This is a genomic window from Aeromonas lacus, assembly GCF_000764665.1.
GTDB classification, from domain to species: domain Bacteria; phylum Pseudomonadota; class Gammaproteobacteria; order Enterobacterales; family Aeromonadaceae; genus Aeromonas; species Aeromonas lacus.
The window spans coordinates 78,736-97,292 of sequence record NZ_JRGM01000135.1 but is presented as its reverse complement, the minus strand read 5'-3'; the positions used below and the strand labels follow the sequence as shown (position 1 = coordinate 97,292).

Sequence of the window (18,557 nt, the reverse complement as noted above, 5' to 3'; positions counted from 1 at the left end):
CTGTAGCGGCAAGCACGGGGCAAAACAGGCTGCGTCGTGGCAGCACAGAGTGTGCCACTCCAAACATTCAATATTTTTTAAATAAAATCAGTGCATTATGCACCAACAGCCGATATAGCAAGCGATTGTGCTGCAAGGTATTGCGCAGAAATAGCAACCTGACTACAAAAGGTTGCCTTTCCGGTCTGTTTCACTTTTTTGCGCGCAACATCTTGCGCAGAACAACATAATCAACTACCAAGATCACCCTGCTGCAGCTGATAGAGGCGGATGTTGAGCGCTTTCAGGTCGCTCTCCAGCCCCTTCAACTCGGCGGCGGTGATGGGCTCCTGCGAAGCCTTCTTCGCCTCCAGCTCGCTCAGACGCAGACTGAATGGCGTCTCCTGCATCAGGTTTTTCTGCACCTCATAGAGCTGGGATTTGAGATAGGAGATGGTCACCGTCTTGCGTTGACGCTCCAGCTCCTGCAACTGGTCGATCAGCGCATCGACACCGGCACGGGCATCAAGGTAGGTGGGAATGGTGTTGTTATTGCTCCCCTGCCCCACCAGCGCGTTCTGCCACTGCTTGTCCAGCGCCTTGACCGCTAGCGAGTCGGGATAGAGCATCTGCAACGAGTTGCGCAGCCCTTCGCCATAGTGATACCAGTAGAGCGGCGAGGTCTGCTCCAGCCGGTTCAGCTGGGCCTGATAGCGCGCCACCAGCTCGCTCTCCATCCCTTGCACCGCCTGCTCCCCCAGCACGATGCGCGCCTGACGGATATCGTCATAGCTGAGCACGCGCGGCAACTCGGCGGCCGGCTGTTGCAGGCGCTGCATCGCAATCACCTTCTCCTGCTGCTGGTGCTGCCAGCCCAGCCATGCCATGACCGGCAGAGCGCAGCTGAGCAGGCCACAGCCAAACCAGAACCAGGCCGGACGCTGTTTGCGATGCTGCTCGATCTTGAGCACTGTCGGCTTGACCTGCCCCTTCTCGCGCCCCACCAGAATGCTGCCCTGCGGCAGAGCGGGGGCAACCGATGCCATCGGCGTTCCGTGCTCGTGGTCCATATCCGATTTGAAGAAGACCATCGGCGGGATCTGCATATCCTCCTTGAGACCCGGTTCGTCGGAGACGATGACGATCTCGGTCTCGTCAAAGAGGTGGGTATACCCCTCGATAAAGTGGATCAGGTTTTCAACCCGGGGAATGCGGCTCAGACCCGCGTTGTGCAGCTTTTCGCTGATAAGCTGCAGCGCCCGCTCGCAGCGGTAGATCAGTCGCTTGTCCTCATGGCTGATCTGGTACTGGCGAATCACGTCGCTGATGCGGGCGATAAACCAGTCCAGCATCTCGATGCGGGCCCGCTCCTGATGCACCGGCGGCCAGAAGCTATCCCACTGGGTGACGATGAGGTTGGCAAGAAACTCGCACCCTTCGGTAAAACCGCTCAGTCCCTGAATGCGGGAACGGGCCAGGGTGAAGTAGATGGCGGTCTGCAGATCGACGCCATGTTTTTCGAAAATCTGGCTGGCGAGATGGTGGATCAGGGCCCAATCCACTTCGGGACGTGAGGCGTGACTGAGCTTGTTGATCTCGGCGCGCAGTGCTTCGTACTCCGGCAACATTCTGGGGTCACGCCCCACTTTGAGCGCCTGCTGGCCTTGTTGATTCTGTGACATATCGGCTTCCAACGGATGAAGGGGGCACAGGGTGCCCCCGACCTAATCAATAGAGGGATTCGGGCAATCTGAACTGGCTGAACAGGCCGCCGGTGAAGGGGTTCTGGGCGCTGTCGGTATAGACGCGATAGGTCATGGCCCCCTGATCCACCGGGAAGCGCACATCGAAGGTAGCGTCACTCACCTGGGTCAGCTCGCCCTTGTCCATCAGGCGGAACATGGCCCAGGGCCCGACGAAGCCTTCACTGCGCGGCGAGCGCTCGCGAGCTGCCGGCACCAGCGTGATCTTGCTCTCGGCTCCGTCACGCATGGTATTGGGCCACACCAGCGGCACCTTGGTGCGACGACCGTGGGCATACTCCAGCAACTGGCCATCCAGATTCAGCACGCTGCGCCGCTTGTTGGCGGTCAGCTCGATGGGCTCGAGGGCAAACTGCACCTCCAGATTGCCTTGCGGGCTAAAGAAGATCTGGCGGATGCGCGCCGCGCGATCCAGCTGCTTGACCAGCTCGGCCTGGATGGGTGAGCTCAGTTCACCCTCCATCAGCCCGCCTTCGACCATTGGCTTGAGGTTGACCTGATAGAAGCTGTCCAGCGTGCCGCCCGGGGCAAAGAAGCGCTCCATCTCGGAGAGCGGCACATCCTTGGCAGAGCTCGGGTTGAACGGATAGCGATCCGCCAACTGGCTGTTGAACGGGGTCAGCACCTTCTCCTGCCACTCCTGATTGAGGGAGGACATGGCCAAATCAATCACCAGACGGGAGGTCTGCTCGGAGAGCTGACCAACCCAGCGGTTGAGCGGCTCGGGCAGACCACGGGCATACTGCTCGAGGGCAAATACGGGGTCTGCGTACTTGTTGGTCAGGCGCAGTTGCACCGCCTTCAGAGCCGATTGACCCGGCTCGGTCGCGTTGACGATGAGCTCCAGATAGTGCTGCAGATCAACCAGCTTCTGGTTCACCTCGGAGATGAGGGGCCCCTGTTCGCCACGGCCGCTGAGCGCCGCATTGGTCGCCATAAAGGGACGCCCGATCCGTGCCGTAATGGCCTGACCCGGATCCCCCTCCACATCGGAGATCTTGCGAATGCGGGTGTTGTCATCCAGCGAGGCGAGTACCCGCTGGAACGGCTGATCGTTGCCGGTGATGGCCGAGAGCACATCGAGTGCCTGCTCCGGGCTCTCCAGGGGCTGCACATCCAGATTGGTCAACAGTTTCTGCCACTGGTTGACGTAGTCGGTGACATAACGATCGTTGACCTGACGGGTGATCTCCTTGCGATCGGCCTCGCTCAACTGACTCAGCTTGCGCTGGCCAAGAACCCAGGCATCCATGGCGGTCAGATCGAGCAGCGCCTTGTCCTGCTTGAGGAAGAAGTCGCTGAAACCGGGCCAGGTCAGCAAGCGCGGCACCTGACCGGCGCTCTCGTTGCGCAGGGTAAACACGGTGTCGAAGGTAGGGCCCACCTCGTCACGCACGTTGAGATCAGGCGGCAGCACATCACCCGCCTTCACCACCAGATTCTGGTAGACCCGCTGATACATGGGCAGTTTGCCCAGTTCGCGCTGGGCGCCGTAGACCGGCTCCTTGAAGGGCGCAAAGGCGGTAATGGCGGCCTGATCACGGGCGGCGCGAGCAGCGTGCCAGTCGGTATGATCGAGGGCGTAGTTGAGGTGACCCATCAACTGCTCCTGCAACGCCCCCTGCCCCGGGAACGCCTTCTGCCAGCGGCTGGCCATGTACTGGGCCACCAGCTCCTTGTTGCGACCGGAGGCGTCATCCAGCATCCGCATCACCCGCAGGATGGCGAGCTTCTCCTCGCTACCCGCTGGCGCCCGATCGAGATCTTCCAGCAGACCCTGCATCTGGGCCGGCAGGAAACGCTGGCTCAGCAGTTGCAGGTAAGAGCCTTCCACATAGGGGCCGATCTCGTCCCCCTGATAGAGGCCAAGATCGGCCACCACCGGCATCCGCTCACGGTAGTTGCCAAAGGAGAAGGTCGCCTCGCGAATAAGGTTGAGACGCGGCAGCTGGCTCACGCCAAACGCCTCTTCATCGGCCACCTCGTTGGTGGCCATAAAGGCCTGCGCCTTGGTCAGCACGTTGCGACCGGCCTCCTCGTTGACCCGGTAGAAGTAGTGCCAGCCACCGATGAGGGCTGCCGAGAAGAGCGACAGGCAGCTGAGGCCGATAGCCATGCGGCGGCGACGATAGAGGGTATGCAGCCGGTTCTCGCCCGCCAGATGGGCCTCGGGGAAGATGATCGAGGAGAAGAGCTTGCGCACGAAATAGGTGTTGGACTCCCCGCGCAGTGCAGAGTGAATGGGCTCTGGCAGGTTGTAGCGGCGGGAGGCCGCCTGGGCAAACGCATCGAACGGCACCCCCTGCTGATAGACGGAGCTGACATAGACACCGCGCACCAGCAGCGGCTTGCTCTCTTCGATGGCCAGGGTCTCGGCAAGCAGCTCGGTCACATACTCCTTGAGGCCCGCCAGCTGGCGGACAAAGGAGAAAAGCGCACTGCGGCGGCAGGCATCCAGCCCGGCCAGCATCAGTGCCGGCAGGTTGCGGTTGAGGTTGTCGACCCACTCGTCCCAGAAGAGGGAGAGATCATCCTGCCACCCCTTGCCCTGACGCTCGTCCGGCTTGAAGGTCACCCCCAGCACCGCCTCACGGGCCTCTTTGTCGAGCTGCTCATAAACCACGTCAAACCCTCGCAGCAGGTCGAGCTTGGTAAAAGTGACATAGAGCGGCAAGCGGGTATTCATGGTGGCCGACAGCTCCTGCAGACGGGAGCGCATCAGCTGGGCATAGGCCTTGCGTTCGGCCACGCTGGCATGGGATAGCCAGGCCAGATCCACGGTCAGCACCAGTCCGTTGAGGGGCTGGCGACGGCGATGTTCATTGAGCCAGCCGAGCAGGTGCAGCCAGAGCCGCTCGTGCTTGCGCGCCAGCGGCTCCTGCTCGCCATCGGGTTGGGACAGAAGCTCGCCAGCGGGATCCAGCATCACCGCCTGCTCTCCCAGCCAACAATCAACCAGCTGATCCTGCGCCACTTCACGCAGCTCGGTGTCGAGTCTCGGGTTGAGCTTGTTGGCCGGGTTGGCGCGGTGGATCAGGCTGCTCTTGCCGCTGCCGGGCAGACCCAATACCAGATACCAAGGCATGGCATAGAGCGCCCCCTTGCCCAGATGCTCGCCAAGGGTTGCCAGCCAGCGGTCGAGAAAGAGCGCCTGGCGATCGAGGAGCCCCTTGACAGGATCCTGCTCCAGTACCAGCTCATGGTTCCGCTCGGCCTTGAGTTGCTGCATCTTGCGCCATACGCGCCAGGAGACAACCCCCAGCAGCAGCCAGAGCCAGAGCAGGGTGAACACCACCCGCCCCCACAGCGGCTCGAAGGGACGAGCGTCGCGGATCTCGATGCGGGGGCCCAGCCACCACACCAGGATCAGGGCGACAACCCAGAGCACCGCACCGAGCAGAGGCCAGGAGGGTTTCAGTTTCGGCAGCTGTTGCTGCAGAAAGGTAAAGATGGTTTTGAACATAAGATTGTGATTCAACTCCGACTCAATGACTCATTTCGACACTCATTGCGCCAAGGCGGTCGCATGACGTTCCAGACGGCTCACCAGCCCCGGTTCCCATTGCGACAGTCCCAGACGGGTGGCTTCTTGCCACAAGTGCTGGTAGTGCTGGCGAGCCAGCGAATTCATGCCTTCCTGTTCCAATAACTCCGCCTGCACCAGTTGTGCATGGAAGCGGGCTCTGGGCTCTTTCAGTTGCGCCATCCGCTCATCGAGCAGGGCAAGCGCCGCAGCCACCCCCTGCTCGCCATGGCGCAGAGCCACCTCTTCGGCCAGAGAACAACCCCCTTGCCCGTCACTGCTCCCCCCCTTGGCTGGTTGCAACCAGCGGCTGCACTCGGCCGACAGAAAGGGGGTGCCGTCGCTGAAGGTGAGCTCCCGCAGCGTCGGCAGACGCTGCAAGAAGGTATCCAGCTCCTGCATGATGGCCTGCGCCACCGTGGCAAAGCCGAGCTTCTGCGCCACCATGGCCGAGAGCATGTGCCCCTCGAACCAGTAGGGCGCCAGCGTCAGACTCTGTTCGATCCGCTGCCAGAGCCCCTGATCGGCGGCATTCATCGCAGCGCGATACTCATCCACCATGTCAACCGACATGGGCGCAAGCTGGGTCTTGCTGCCCTGCGCCGTCATGGGAGGCGTCGTGATACCGGCCCAGATAGCGTGGCGACGCAGGCGATAGCCCACTGCGGCCTCCGGCTGACGCTCGATAAGGAGCTCCGCCACCTTGAGCTGGGTCTGGCGCCAAGCCCGATCGTTGGAGCTGTCGATCTCCACCGCCGGACGCAAGCTCGCACTCCCCTGCGCAGCACTCGAGGTAGTGACGGGAATGCCGGACACAGCGGCACCTGGCGCCACGGTCGCGCTGCTTTGCGGCGTGCCAGCCTCATCGGCCTGCGCCTGTGCCACCTGCTGGCGCTGGGCCCGTTTCAGACCCATCACCAGCGGGTCGAGCAACTCGCCCTTGTCCGGGCAAAGCGCCAGCCACGCAGCCTCCAGCTGTTCGGCGCGAGCCAGCAAACCGGCCAGCTCCGCCGCCGAGGCGCTCTCCGATACCCGTGGCAATACCCCTTCAAAACGCTTGACGATCTGCACCATCAATCGCTGTTTCTGGGTGGCGTTGCCGGGCCAGGCGAGCGACCAGTAGTCGCGGATCCAGCACTCCAGCAGCAGGATTGCCGTCCCCATAGGGGTCGCCTTGGCCGGATGCTGCAGGCAGCGCAGCAACTGGGCCAGCACCCGCATATCTTTGGTTTTGCTCTCCAGCAGCACGAGGCACGCCTCGGCAACCGCATTGAGATCGACCTGGCTGTGGGCCAGCGAGCCCAGCTTGACCAGCTCGGTCTCGACATAATCCCAGCGCGGCTCGTCAGCAGGCACGGCCCCCTTCACCAGTTCGGTAGAGAGAGGGGTCAGCAGGCGGCCACACCAGGGATGTTGATAACTCATTGCGCCCCCTTACCAGCGACACTGCTGGCGCACGGGCTGCAGTGCCTCCTTGAGACCGCTGAGATCCACCCGCAGGATGGCGCCATTGTCGGCCTGTACCTGCAGTTCACGAGCCCCGATCCAGCGCTTGAGCTCCTCGATGGCGGGCAAACCGCGGCCATACTCGAGCAGCAGCCCCTGATCCCGGACAAACCAGCTCTGCGACTGGCGACTTGGCTCACCATCCAGGGCTATCTGCACCCGCTCCCCCACCCAGGGGTTATCGAGCCGCAGCCGGATATGGGTGATGCTGTTGACGCAACCGATGGCCAGGGTGGCACCGCGCAGGGCAGGACGGGTCAGGGTGACGCTGCCGCCCGCTTCATCCAGCAGAGGCAGAAAAGGGGGGCTGTCAGGCTGACGCCCCTGCTCCTGGGTCAGGATCGCCTGCCAGGCAGGGGAGCGGGAGACCGCCCCCTCTTCACTCCCGACCGTATCTTTCCCGATGGCGTCATAGCAGGCCAGACGCACCAAGGGCGACGGTTCGCGCCGGCACGCCTGCAATTGAGCCAACTCCGGGGATGGCTGCGCCGCACTGCTGGCCAGCAGCAGCGGCACCAATGCGAGCAGACTCATCAGCTCACCTCCAGTTTCTGGCACTTGTGATCCAGGGTGCGCTTGGGAATATTGAGGCTTTCTGCCACCAGCATCCGGTTGCCCTGGAAGTAGCGCAGGCGCGCTTCGATCACAGAGGCTTCGTACTGCTGCATGGCGCGGCGCAGATCGCGGATGTGGTTGTAGTCATCCAGTGCGCCGGGCAACTCGACGCAGACTCGCTCGCGCAGCTCTGGCGGCAGTGCCTCCAGCCCCACCTCCTCGCCATGGCTGGTATGGGCACAGGCGACCTCCAGCAGGTTGCGCAGCTCGCGCACATTGCCCGGGAAGTCATAGGTTTGCAGCTGCTTCAAAAACTTGCGCTGCAACCCTGCCAGCGCCTTGCCATCCTGAGCGGCAAAGTGGGCCATGAAGTGCTGGCAGAGCAGCGGCACATCTTCCATATGTTCGCGCAACGGGGCGATCAGCAGCAGGCACTGGCAGAGGCGGTGGTAGAGGTCGGCGCGGAACTGCCCCTCCTCCACATGGCGAGTGAGCGGCTGATGGGTGGCGGCGATGAGACGAAAGTCAGACTGACGCTCCTGCTCGGCGCCAAGCGGCCGGTAGCTGCGGGTTTCCAGTACCCTGAGCAGCTTGGCCTGCATGGCGGCGGGCATGTCGCCCACTTCATCCAGAAAGAGGGTGCCACCGTTGGCCTGTTCGACCAGCCCGCTCTTGTTGCTGAGCGCGCCGGAGAAGGCCCCCTTCTGATAACCAAACAGCTCGCTCTCGATAAGGTTCTCCGGAATGGCGGCACAGTTGATGGCAACAAAGGGCTTGTGAGCCCGGTCTGAGCACTGGTGCACCAGCCGCGCGACCACCTCCTTGCCACTGCCGGTCTCCCCCTGAATGAGGACGGTCAGCTTGTGGCGGCCCGCCTGAGCGATCTGCTCGCGCAGACCGCAGATCACCGCCGACTGGCCGATCAACTGCTCGCCCAGCAGTTTCTCGTGCTGGCGCAGACGATCCTCTTCACCCTTTATCTGACGCAGAGAGTCGCGCAGCACGCTCTGATCCCGGCGGCTGCGCCCCAGATCGCGAATAAGGGTGAGCTGGTTGCAAAAGACCTGCGCCAGACTGGCAAGCTCGGGCCCCTCGGCCCACTCCTGCAATACCTCGCCCCGATCGAGCAGGGCCAGCACAGCAAACGGCTTGCCCTTGCCATCCATCAGCGGGAACGCGTGCAGCCCGCACTGCTGGCCCAGATTGGCCAGCAGTGCGCGGAAACCGGCGTGCTCGATGCGGGCACCGCCATAGAGGGAGTCCCAGGTACGGGACTGCGCCTTGTGCAGCACATAGGCGAGCGGATGGGAGAAGTCATCCACCGCCAGCCCCAGCGCCACTTCCTGCCCCTTGACCCAGCCTTTGCATTCGAGCTGGCGACCGCTCACATCCAGCATGCCAAGCAGGATCCCTTTTGGCTGAAAGCTGGCATGGAGGGTCGAGCTCCACCAGTGGCAAAGGTGGGCTTCGTCGCGCTGCTCGGTGAGTGCGAGGGCGAATGCGAGGGCTTGTTCCATGGTCAGCCCTCCACCTCGGCCACGAACTGGTGATCGACCACAGAGAAGCGAACCCGGTTGATGGGCTCACCGGCCGAGAGACGCTGCAGCAGTTGCAGAGAGACCGGCGGCAACAGAGCACCATCGATAACCGATTCGAGCATGCGCGCACCGTTCTCGCTGCGGTTGGCCCGCAGCAGGATCTCTTCGGCCACCTCGCCATCGAGCTCCACCTCGGCGCCAAAACGCGCCTTGAGCAGCTTGACCAGCCGGTTGAGCTTGCCACCCACGATCTGCACCAGAGTGTCGTGACCGAGCGGCAGATAGGGGATCACCTCCATCCGCGCCAGCAGGGCCGGCTTGAAGAAGGCGGCCAGCTCGGGATAGAGGGCATCCAGCAGCACATCGGGCTGCTCGGCATGCTCGACGATGGTCTGGAAACCGAGGTTGGAGGTAAGGAAAAAGACCACGTTCTTGCAGTCGATGATCCGCCCTTCCCCATCCGCCAGCTCGCCCTTGTCGAACGCCTGATAGAAGAGGTTGAGCACATCCGGGTGCGCTTTTTCCACCTCATCCAGCAGCACCACGGAGTAGGGTTTCTGGCGAATGGCTTCGGTCAGCACGCCACCCTCGCCAAAGCCGACATAGCCGGGAGGCGAACCGATCAGACGGGAAACTGTGTGTTTCTCCTGATACTCGGACATGTTGATGGTGGTCAGATACTGGCGGCCGCCGAACATCAGCTCGGCAATCTGCAGCACGGTTTCGGTCTTGCCGACCCCGCTTGGCCCCACCAGCAGGAAGGCCCCCAGCGGACGGCCGGGACGACGCAGATCGGCGCGGGCGGTCAGCAGGTGCTTGTGCAGGTGGGCCACCGCCACATCCTGCCCCTTGATGAGCTCGCCAAGGTACTCCGGCAGACGGGTCACCACATCGAGCTCCCCTTGGGAGATACGATTGAGCGGTACCCCGGTCCACTCGGCGATGACGGCGGCAATCTGGGTCTTGTCGACATGAGCGGAGACCAGCACCTCTCCCTGCTGCAGATCGGCCAACTCGCTCTCGAGGGTGGCCAGCTGCTCGGCAGCCGCTTGCGGATCGAGGGGCGCATCCGCCAAATCCAGTGCCTCTCTGGCCAGCATCTCATCCTGCTGATCAGCCAGGAGAGCGGCACGCAGCTCGATAATCCGGTGAACCAGCCCCTGCTGCTGCTGCCAGCGGGACTCCTGCTCCGCCAGCGATTCGCGGCAACGCAGCTGCTCCTCTTGCAGCTCGGCGAGGCGTTCTTCGTTGTCACCCAACCCGATCAGGCGCTGGCGCTCCAGCTGGCGGATCTCCAGCTCGCGCTGGCGCAGTTCGTTTTGCAGATGGCTGACGGCGCGCGGCGGGGTGGTGAGGTTGATGGCAACCCGGGCACAGGCGGTATCGAGCACGTCGATCGCCTTGTCCGGCAACTGACGGCCGGAGATGTAACGGGCGGAGAGCTGGGCAGCTGCTTGCAGGGCTTCCTCGTCGATCAGCACCCCGTGGGCCTTCTCGTAGATGCTGCGCAGGCCGCGCAGGATCACTGTGGCCTCATCGGCATTCGGTTCGCTCACCTTGACCAACTGGAAGCGACGGGAGAGCGCCGCATCCTTCTCGACATACTTTTTGTACTCGCTCCAGGTGGTGGCGGCGATAGTGCGCAGCTCGCCACGGGCCAGCGCCGGCTTGATCAGGTTGGAGACATCCATGCCGCCAGCCTGGTTGCCGGCACCGATCAGGGTGTGTGCCTCGTCGATAAAGAGGATGACCGGACGCACCGACTCCTTGACCTCCTGCATCACCCCCTTGAAGCGCTTCTCGAACTCCCCCTTGACCGAGGCGCCCGCTTGCATGGCACCAAGATCCAGCGTCATCAGCTCAACCCCGCGCAGCTTCTCGGGCACCTGACCCGCCACGATGCGCAGGGCCAACCCCTCGATCAGGGCGCTTTTACCGACGCCCGCCTCGCCCACTACGATGGGGTTGTTTTTGCGGCGACGGGACAGGATGTCGATCATCAGATCGATTTCGTGATCCCGGCAGAGTACGGGATCGAGCGAACCCTGACGGGCCTGCTCGGTAACATTGACGGTAAAGCGGGCCAGCAGGGTGGCGTCAGTCGGCAGTGCCGCCGGTGCCGTGTTGCCATTGGCCGGATTGGTCACCGGCGTCTCGGCAGACTCCTTGACCCACTCGTCGAACTGCTGGCGCAGCAGCTCGCGATTGACGTTGGCCAGCAAACGGGTCACCGAGCCCGGCAGGTAACGCTGCGGGGTCATCAACAGCACCAGCAGCATGACGCCGCTGCGCAGCTGGGCGTGTTGCATCTCGGCGGAGGCGAGCAGCCAGCTGTCTTGCAGCCACTCGACCAGCAGCGGCGAGAAGGAGGGATAACCCTGGCCATAGCCGTTGTCGGCAGCCGCCGGTTGCAGCAGGGTTTTGAGCTCCTCCACTTCCACGTCGGCGCGTTTGAAGATGAGACGGACATCGCTGAGCGGCGTATCCAGCATTTTGAGCAACAGATGCTCGATGCGGATCTCGGCTCCCTGATGGTTGACACAGAGGGCCGCGGCCTCCTCCAGCATGTGACGGCAGATAGGGTTGAGTCTTTCCACCAGTACTGGCAGTTCTATACGGATCAAGGCGTGCTCTCCTTAGTACTTATTTTAATAATTCGCCCAGTTGACGCAGTACGTCCTGGGTCTGGTTATTGAGTTGGTGGTGATAGAGGCCAAAGATGATGGCCAGGATCAGCGCCCCTCCCATGAACAGGGTGCGCAGGGAGACCTGCTTGCGCAGCTGATAGCGAGCTGCCTGCCGACCGAGGTCGAGGTGAAACACGCTGGGTGCCTCGCCGCTGCTCTCGGGGGCGAGCTGTTTGTGCAGCTGGCGGACGATGCGCTCGAACTCCTCGCGCCCCTGGCTCATCACCTTGTAACGCCCCTCAAACCCGAGACAGAGGCAGAGATAGATGAACTCCAGAATGTCGCGGTAACGTTCCGGATCCTCCTGCAGGCGGGCCAGCAGCACGAACACCTTCTCGCCACCCCAAGTCTCGTTGTGGAAACGGGTCAACAGCGAATGTTCCGACCACTCGCTCTGGCTGCCCCAGTCACGGCCCATCACGGCCTCATCGATGAAGGTGCAGAGGATGTAGCGAAACGAGAGGACGACCCCGTTCTCGTAACCCTGAGCCATCAACTCCTGCTCGATGGCCTGGATTTCGGTCACCACCTGCTGATAGAGCTCGGGCACCCGGTCGTAGCGCGACAGCAGGCGCACCCGCTGCACCAGCCCCAGCAAGGGGGTCACCGCATCGATCATCGGGTTGATGCTCTGGCCACGCAGGCGGAACCAGTAGTCCGAATCCATGTCCAGCTGCTCGGCATGATCGAACAGCAGGTCGCTGAGTTGCTCGTTCTTGATAATGTCCGTGGTCATCTCTGCTTGTTTCCTTGGTGCGATCACTGGCTACGAATGGCCCAGAGCTGCATGTCGAGCTCGGGGAAATCGCCGGCGATGTGGAAGGCGAGCGTGTTGCCCACTGCCAGCATCTGCCAGGCCGGGCTCTGACGGTCGAGCTGGAAGTAGCTGTAACCGGCATGGTAGGGCAGCTGGCGCGGCGCCACCGGCAGCGGTAGCAGCGGAATACCCGGCAGTTGCAGGCTGATGAGCTCGCGGATCTTGTCGCTGGAGGCCACCTTGGTCTGCTGCAACAGCTGTTTGCGCAGCTGCTCCTGCGGCATGCGGGCACGCACTACCAGCACGAAGTCGGCGCTCTGCATCAGCTCGCTCTCGCTCACCATGGCCACCATGATGCCGTATTGGTGCTTGCGCAGCTGGATGGAAACGGCTCGCGGCGACAGCACGGTACTGAGTGCCTGACGCAGGGCCAGCATCACCGGCTCGAAGCTCACCTGCTGATCGTCGTGACGATAGGCGGGGAACTCGGGCGGCAGGCGGGACTCGTCGGTAAAGGTCATCAGCTCGCCGCACAGCTGTACCAGCGCCTCATGCAGCCGCTCGGGATGCAGGGTGCCAAGGCGTGCCAGATGGGAGAGCTGGGGCTCGGCGCGGTTGAGCAGCTGCAGCATCATGAACTCGGCCACATCGGCGACCCCCTGCTGACCCGGCGCCGCGATGCGCTGGGAGAGGCTGCGAGCCCGCTCGGCCACAAGGCCAGCTGACTCGCCGAGGAAGCGCTTGAGGGTCGGGATGGCAGAGACGCTGATGCTGCAGGGCATGAAGTTGGGATCGAGCACCAGACCGCCGTCCGGACGTTTGTCCAGAATGCGGGCGATGGCCAAGGAGGCGTAGGCACTGCGATCCTCCCGCTCCAGCATCAGGCGCAGGCTGACCCGCCCCACCTCGAGGGAGACCACGTCCCCCCCTTCGCTGTGCAGGTCTCGCACATCGTGGCGATGGGCCTGCAGTCGGGTAGCGACCTGACCACCCTGCCCCACCTCGTTGACCCCGCTCACCGAGAGCGGCAGCGCCAGATAGACCTTCTGGTTGGCGACCGAAGCGTCGGTGATCTCCAGCGGCGTCGGCAGCATATCGTCGTTCGGGATGTTGAACACGGTACCGTCCGGCAGGATGCCGGTGGCCCCCACCAGCGCGATGCGGCCAAAGCCGAGGTAATCCTCATTGATGGCGAGCGACTGCAAGCCATAGAAATAGTCGCTGAGCGCGCTCAGGCGAGCGTGCAGCGCGTAATCCGAATGCCTCTGTTGTTGCTGGAAGTGCTGGGGCTTGATAAAGAGCCCTTCACGCCAGATAACCCGATTTCGACTCGACATGGTTATTCTTCTTTTTGTAGTTCCACTTCATCCAGGCGCAGGTGCACCAGGATTTGATAGGCCATTCCCTTGCTCTTGATCTTGATGACCTTGCGCCACTCGGCGCTGTCCGGATCGGCGTAGCGTGCAATCACGCCGATGTAACGGGTCTTCTCGTCGAGCTTGACGGGGGGCAGGTATTTGAACTGGCCGGGCAGCAGGGTGTACTCCTGATGGTCGAGGTAGTTCTTGCCAAGGGCCTTCTCCACATCTGCCGTCACCTGGTCGTAGTCGGTGGCGAGCAGCTTGGAATCCTCCGCCAGCAGCACTACCTGAAACTCGATAGGTGCCGCCTCCCCGCTCTCGTTGGGGTTGACGTCAGGCTCGGCGACCAGACTCAGCCCCAAGGTAGAGGGCTGATCATTGTTGCTCCCCACCTGGATATCCGGGTTCATGGCGACGTCAGCCATCTTGCCCATGGTGGTACAACCGGCGAGGGCCAGCAGAGCCGCCCCCAGCATCAGCGCACGTATCATCAAATCAGTCCCTGTTGCTGCCGCACAGCCTGGTCATACGCCTGGGCGTAAACCTGATGGAACAGCTTGTCGAACCCCTGCTGGCGGGCAGAGGTGAGCTCGCGATAGTAGTGCTGGTACATATTCCAGGCCCACCCTTCATCAGCCATACCCGGCGCGCCGCTGCGGCGGTATTGCTCGAACCGGCCGAGCAGCGCTTCCGGCGAGAAGGCCTGCAGGATGCTGTCAAGCGCCGCACTGATGGCCTGCTGGTTCGCCACGTGGTGAATGCGCACGTTGTGCAGGCTCTCGGCCACCGCGGCCGGCGCGCTCAGGTGCACCGGACTCTTCTGCTCGGCAAACAGCACCGCCAGGGTCTCGTCATAACCAAGGCCAAGACGCAGCGGGTTGTCCTCAATCGGGCGCAGGTGCTTGTCGGCCAGCGCCGCCTGATCGTTTTGCAGCTGGAGCAGCCCCTCCACAATGGCCCGCATGGTCTTGCCCATCTCTTCAAGCATGTCGTGCGCCTGACGGGTATCTTCCAGTTGCAGGTTCTGACCCAAACCGCGCATCAGCGGCGTCAGGGCGACGTGATCGACTCCCTCTTGCGGCATGAAATCGGGATGGTTCTCGATGGTGGGCATATCCAGAAATTCTTGGTTCATGGTGTTCTCGACAGCAGAAAAAGGGGCAAGGGAGAGGGTGTCCATCTCCGGTTGAGGGTGCAGCTCGGCCTGCATGCGGCTCTCGGCCAGCGGATTGATGGCGCGCTCCTGTTGCAGGGCCAGCAAGGGGTCGACGGCGAGATGGCGCGGATCCGCCACACCGGCTGTTGGCTCTTCGCCCGCCAGCCACTCGTCAAGCTGCTCGGCCGGATGGGTTCCCAGCACCTGATGCAGGCTCTGCTCCGGCGTAATGGCCCCCAGATAGGCGCGCAGGCGGAACGGGCCGACGATGAGCTCGTCTCCCTGCTCCAGATGCACCTTGCGGGCCCGTCCGATGGGCGAGGTGGCGCCGTTGATATAGGTCTGGCCGCTCAGATCGCACAGGCAAAAGCGCCCGTCGTTGAGCTCGACCCGGGCGTGGGCTGGCAGCACGGCCCCCAACCGATCCTTCAGTTGCCAGTCATCCTGCTCGGAAGCACCCAGGGTGCCGCCCATCTCGTCGAAGCGGTACTGCACCTGCTGGCGACCATCGAGCTGCTCGCTGTTGAGCACCACCAGGGAAAGTTGCTGATTAAACTCGTCCACATTCACTCCTGCACACATATGGTCACAAACGGCTCGCTCGGTGGCTGGCCGAGAAAGGTACTCCACCCCAGACGGGCGCTCTGCTCTTCACCGAGTCGCAGCCCCTTCGCCTGCTCCTGACCGAAGCCAAGACGCAGATCCCAGGCCAGCTGATCGCGCAAGATGAAGGAGACAAAGGTCACCAGCGACTGGAAGTGCTCCCCGTTCGGAAGAAATCCGAGAAACTGGCTGAAACTCAGGTTGTTGATCTTCAACAAAAACTTACCGGCGCAATCATTCACCTTGTCGCCGATGACAAAATCCCCGCCCAGGGTGGCGCAGGCCCCCCCCAGACGATTTTGCTGATCCGGATGGATCGGCACCTTGCGCCACTGCCAGGCACTCACCTCTACCTCGGCCAGATCGAAACAGTGGGCCACCAGACCGGCCACCACCTCGGGCGAGCGGCTGGGACTTGCCAGCATGCCCGCATAGGAGAGCATCTTGGCCCGGTTGACAGGCAGGCTCTGGCAGACGGCCTCGTTGCCAAGCCCCACCAGGGCAAACATCAGGCGGGAGAAGCCATCCTCACCGTTGTCCTGAAAACGGACGTGGTAGCGATACTTGCGCCAGATCCGGTGCAGCAGGGTCAGCAGACGGTGATGAAAGAAGTCGAGAAAGAGGCCGAGCTTCTGCTCCCCCTGGGCGTACTCCCACGCCAGCGAGTCGAGGTAGTAGCCGGGCATCGGCGACTGGCTGCCGTGCAGGCCGAGAAAAGCGACCTCAAGCTCGTGGCGGCCCCGTTCATCACGGCCAAACTGCAGCACATCGCTGGTGGGAAAGCCGAGGGAGGCAGTCGCCTTGAAGCGGATCTTCTCGTCACCCGGCAGGTGGTCGAGACCACGCTCCTGATCCGCCCCCTCCAGCCGGTTGAGCAGTTCGACCAGCTGGAAGAAGTTAAAGCGCGGCGCCTCCCCTGCGCAGGTCACATCAGGGAGTGCTGACCGATCTGGACTGGCCATTGATAGCGCTCCTTGTTATCGAGATTGACCACCTCAAGCAGGTGGAAGGCGTTGACGCTGGCATAGAGCGAGAAGAAGTGCGCCAGCACGGTACTGAAGAGATAAAGCTCCCCTTCGCTGCCAAAGGCGGACTGGCGAATGGAGAGCACCGACTTGAGCCCCCGCACCGGCATGCCGCGTACCAGCCGGTCCACTGGCGTGGTCTCGATCTCCTCGATCCCCGCCAGCCGTTTGCGCGATGCCTGTTCCGCCTGCTTGTCATGCAGCGCCGGAAAGTCGTAGGTGCGCAGCACCTGCACCAGCGCATCGCGCCGCAGCAGGGAGACATAGTTGAGTGACAGGTTGGAAATCAGGGTCCAGTGCAGGCTGCCATCGAGGGCCGGACGCAGCGGCCGGGTCGGCCGGATCAGGTTGCGGAAAGTGGCAAACGAGGGGGAGCTGCCGGTCGGTACGCAGACGCTGCCGACCTTGAGGCGGGCGGCGCGAGAACGGTTGGTACAGGTGAGCGTCACCGAGATGGACTCGTCCAGATCGTGGGCGATGGTCTCATCCCCGCGCACAAACGAGAGACTGTGCTCAAAGCCATCGCCGCTCACCGACTCCTTGACCCGCACCCGGTAGTAGAGCGCCAGCCGCTGTTTGGCCCGCTCAATCTGGTGCTGAAAACTTTCAAACGGCTGATAGATGCGCGGGGTGCCGCGGGAGCGACCCAGATTGCCCTCGACCCACCCCTCGACCTTGTCGACCGAGAAGATTTCGAAGCTGTCGGCATGGCGATAGCTCGCCTTGAGCGGGTACTCCGCCTGACGGCCATTGAGATTGACCGGCTCGCTGTCGTGCTGGAACAGGTTGATGGCCGGCACGCAGTTGAGCATGAAAGAGTCGGGACGGATCTTGAGCTCCGCCGGCAGAGGGCGGTCGAAACAGAAATGGATCTTGAACTCGCTGACCGGCAGCGGCTGCTTTGGCCACTCGCCGCCCGAGAGCTCGAAGAAGAGGAAACTTTCCGGAAAGCAGAAGTACTCCTGCAGGATCCGGTAACCGGAATAGACATTGTTCGGATAGGGCAACAACGCATCCTCGCGCTCGAAGCCGACCGGTTTCAGTGCCTTGGCTTCCTGACGGAACCGCTTGCCGTCGACCTCCAGCTCGATGTGGGAGAGCTGGTTGGAGAGCCAGAAATAGAGTTCATAGGCGGTGTAGCTGTCCCCGCCAAGAAAGAGACGCAGCTTGTCGAGCTGCAGCTCGCTCAGAGGAAGCGGTGCATGCAGGGCGATATCCAGCGAGATGGTGGAGAGATCGTTGCCGCTTTGCGCCGAGATATGCTGGATGTCTGCGGGATAGACCCAGGCATCGTGACAGGTCTGGAAGTGGCAGGTCACGCCATCTTGCGGCAGGCTGTCGAGCTGGCATCCCTGACTCACCAGCGCCGGCTGGGCGATGGCCCCCGGAATGACCGAGAACTGCATGATGGTCATGCTGGGTACGGGACGCAGGTAGTTGGGCCAGAGCATATTGAGCAGACCGTGAGTCAGCTCGGGAAACTCATCCTCAATCTTGGCGCGCAGGTTGCCCGTGAGAAAGGCGAACCCTTCCAGCAGGCGCTCCACGTCCGGATCGCTATTTTGCTCAGACAGAAAGCGGGTGAGTTCGGGATAGGCAGTGGCAAATTCGCGCCCTTGCAGGCGCAAAAAAGCCAGTTCATCCCTGAAGTAATGTTCCAGCGACATTGATCAGACCATGCGGTAGTGACGGTGACTGTCCATATGGACGTTGAACGAGGTAACGTGATCGATATGTTCCAGCCTGACGTGGGCGGTCACCAGAAACGACATCTCGAGCGGGCTCGATTGATAGTCGGGTGAACGTACATCCACATGCACGATCCGCGGTTCATACCGGCGGATGCATTGCCGGATCGCCTCCCGGATCCGCCCCTTGATATCGGCACTCCCCTGGGTGGCATCGTTAAGATCGATGACCCCCAGATCGGGCGCGCTGCGGCAGTTGCCGGGACGGGTGTTGAGGATCTGATCGAGTTGCCGTTTTACGGAATCGACCAGCACCTCCACTTCCGAACGGGGGGAGGAGCCATGCCCCTCCCCCCTGATGCGATCAAACAGACTGGCCGTATTTCCTCTATCCCAGGAAGAGAGATACGGCATCG

13 protein-coding genes are annotated in these 18,557 nt (G+C 62.5%); all 13 read right to left on the bottom strand.

Going from position 1 to position 18,557, the window contains the following annotated elements:
* Positions 1 to 230 precede the first annotated feature (230 nt).
* From LG31_RS0111760 to tssE, 13 genes are read right to left on the bottom strand one after another with little or no spacing between them, the layout of a single operon-like run.
* Entirely contained in the window at positions 231 to 1,661 is a 1,431-nt protein-coding gene (locus LG31_RS0111760) for a VasL domain-containing protein (RefSeq protein ID WP_033114653.1), read from the bottom strand.
* 46 nt (positions 1,662 to 1,707) lie between these two features.
* A complete protein-coding gene (gene tssM / locus LG31_RS0111755; RefSeq protein WP_033114652.1) occupies positions 1,708 to 5,205 on the bottom strand; it encodes a type VI secretion system membrane subunit TssM in 3,498 nt (1,165 codons plus the stop codon).
* Positions 5,206 to 5,247: 42 nt separating this feature from the next.
* Positions 5,248 to 6,690 carry a type VI secretion system protein TssA gene (tssA, locus tag LG31_RS0111750; protein WP_033114651.1) on the bottom strand — a complete coding sequence of 481 codons (1,443 nt, stop codon included), beginning with the start codon at positions 6,688 to 6,690 and terminating at the stop codon, positions 5,248 to 5,250.
* Between the two features lie 9 nt (positions 6,691 to 6,699).
* On the bottom strand, positions 6,700 to 7,305 hold the full coding sequence (gene vasI, locus LG31_RS0111745; RefSeq protein WP_033114650.1) for a type VI secretion system-associated protein VasI: 606 nt from the start codon (positions 7,303 to 7,305) through the stop codon (positions 6,700 to 6,702).
* Positions 7,305 to 8,843 (bottom strand): sigma-54 interaction domain-containing protein, encoded by a 1,539-nt coding sequence (locus LG31_RS0111740; RefSeq protein WP_033114649.1) that lies wholly within the window; start codon positions 8,841 to 8,843, stop codon positions 7,305 to 7,307. The genes vasI and LG31_RS0111740 overlap by 1 nt, the downstream gene beginning before the upstream one ends.
* 2 nt (positions 8,844 to 8,845) lie before the next feature.
* A complete protein-coding gene (gene tssH / locus LG31_RS0111735) occupies positions 8,846 to 11,488 on the bottom strand; it encodes a type VI secretion system ATPase TssH (protein WP_033114648.1) in 2,643 nt (880 codons plus the stop codon).
* A 19-nt stretch (positions 11,489 to 11,507) separates the two neighbouring features.
* Entirely contained in the window at positions 11,508 to 12,287 is a 780-nt protein-coding gene (icmH, locus tag LG31_RS0111730; RefSeq protein WP_033114647.1) for a type IVB secretion system protein IcmH/DotU, read from the bottom strand.
* Between the two features lie 23 nt (positions 12,288 to 12,310).
* Positions 12,311 to 13,645 carry a type VI secretion system baseplate subunit TssK gene (gene tssK, locus LG31_RS0111725; protein ID WP_033114646.1) on the bottom strand — a complete coding sequence of 445 codons (1,335 nt, stop codon included), beginning with the start codon at positions 13,643 to 13,645 and terminating at the stop codon, positions 12,311 to 12,313.
* A 2-nt stretch (positions 13,646 to 13,647) separates the two neighbouring features.
* Positions 13,648 to 14,160, bottom strand: a complete 513-nt coding sequence (gene tssJ, locus LG31_RS0111720) for a type VI secretion system lipoprotein TssJ (RefSeq protein ID WP_033114645.1) — start codon at positions 14,158 to 14,160, stop codon at positions 13,648 to 13,650.
* Complete coding sequence (gene tagH / locus LG31_RS0111715) at positions 14,160 to 15,389, bottom strand: type VI secretion system-associated FHA domain protein TagH (RefSeq protein ID WP_033114644.1); 1,230 nt, start codon at positions 15,387 to 15,389, stop codon at positions 14,160 to 14,162. The genes tssJ and tagH overlap by 1 nt, the downstream gene beginning before the upstream one ends.
* Before the next feature lie 2 nt (positions 15,390 to 15,391).
* The gene (gene tssG / locus LG31_RS0111710) at positions 15,392 to 16,390 is read right to left on the bottom strand and encodes a type VI secretion system baseplate subunit TssG (protein ID WP_033114704.1); all 999 of its coding nucleotides are present in this window, start codon (positions 16,388 to 16,390) and stop codon (positions 15,392 to 15,394) included.
* Complete coding sequence (gene tssF, locus LG31_RS0111705) at positions 16,354 to 18,120, bottom strand: type VI secretion system baseplate subunit TssF (protein WP_033114643.1); 1,767 nt, start codon at positions 18,118 to 18,120, stop codon at positions 16,354 to 16,356. Before tssF ends, tssG begins: the two co-directional genes overlap by 37 nt.
* 3 nt (positions 18,121 to 18,123) lie before the next feature.
* The gene (gene tssE, locus LG31_RS0111700) at positions 18,124 to 18,555 is read right to left on the bottom strand and encodes a type VI secretion system baseplate subunit TssE (protein WP_033114642.1); all 432 of its coding nucleotides are present in this window, start codon (positions 18,553 to 18,555) and stop codon (positions 18,124 to 18,126) included.
* Positions 18,556 to 18,557: the final 2 nt, after the last annotated feature.

Excerpts from the sequence above, each read along its gene's own strand:
- LG31_RS0111740 (WP_033114649.1), bottom strand. The coding sequence starts at position 8,843 with ATGGAACAAGCCCTCGCATTCGCCCTCGCACTCACCGAGCAGCGCGAC.
- tssJ (WP_033114645.1), bottom strand. The coding sequence starts at position 14,160 with ATGATACGTGCGCTGATGCTGGGGGCGGCTCTGCTGGCCCTCGCCGGT.
- tssK (WP_033114646.1), bottom strand. The coding sequence starts at position 13,645 with ATGTCGAGTCGAAATCGGGTTATCTGGCGTGAAGGGCTCTTTATCAAG.
- tssE (WP_033114642.1), bottom strand. The coding sequence starts at position 18,555 with ATGCCGTATCTCTCTTCCTGGGATAGAGGAAATACGGCCAGTCTGTTT.
- tssG (WP_033114704.1), bottom strand. The coding sequence starts at position 16,390 with ATGGCCAGTCCAGATCGGTCAGCACTCCCTGATGTGACCTGCGCAGGG.
- tssA (WP_033114651.1), bottom strand. The coding sequence starts at position 6,690 with ATGAGTTATCAACATCCCTGGTGTGGCCGCCTGCTGACCCCTCTCTCT.
- icmH (WP_033114647.1), bottom strand. The coding sequence starts at position 12,287 with ATGACCACGGACATTATCAAGAACGAGCAACTCAGCGACCTGCTGTTC.
- vasI (WP_033114650.1), bottom strand. The coding sequence starts at position 7,305 with ATGAGTCTGCTCGCATTGGTGCCGCTGCTGCTGGCCAGCAGTGCGGCG.
- tssM (WP_033114652.1), bottom strand. The coding sequence starts at position 5,205 with ATGTTCAAAACCATCTTTACCTTTCTGCAGCAACAGCTGCCGAAACTG.
- LG31_RS0111760 (WP_033114653.1), bottom strand. The coding sequence starts at position 1,661 with ATGTCACAGAATCAACAAGGCCAGCAGGCGCTCAAAGTGGGGCGTGAC.
- tssF (WP_033114643.1), bottom strand. The coding sequence starts at position 18,120 with ATGTCGCTGGAACATTACTTCAGGGATGAACTGGCTTTTTTGCGCCTG.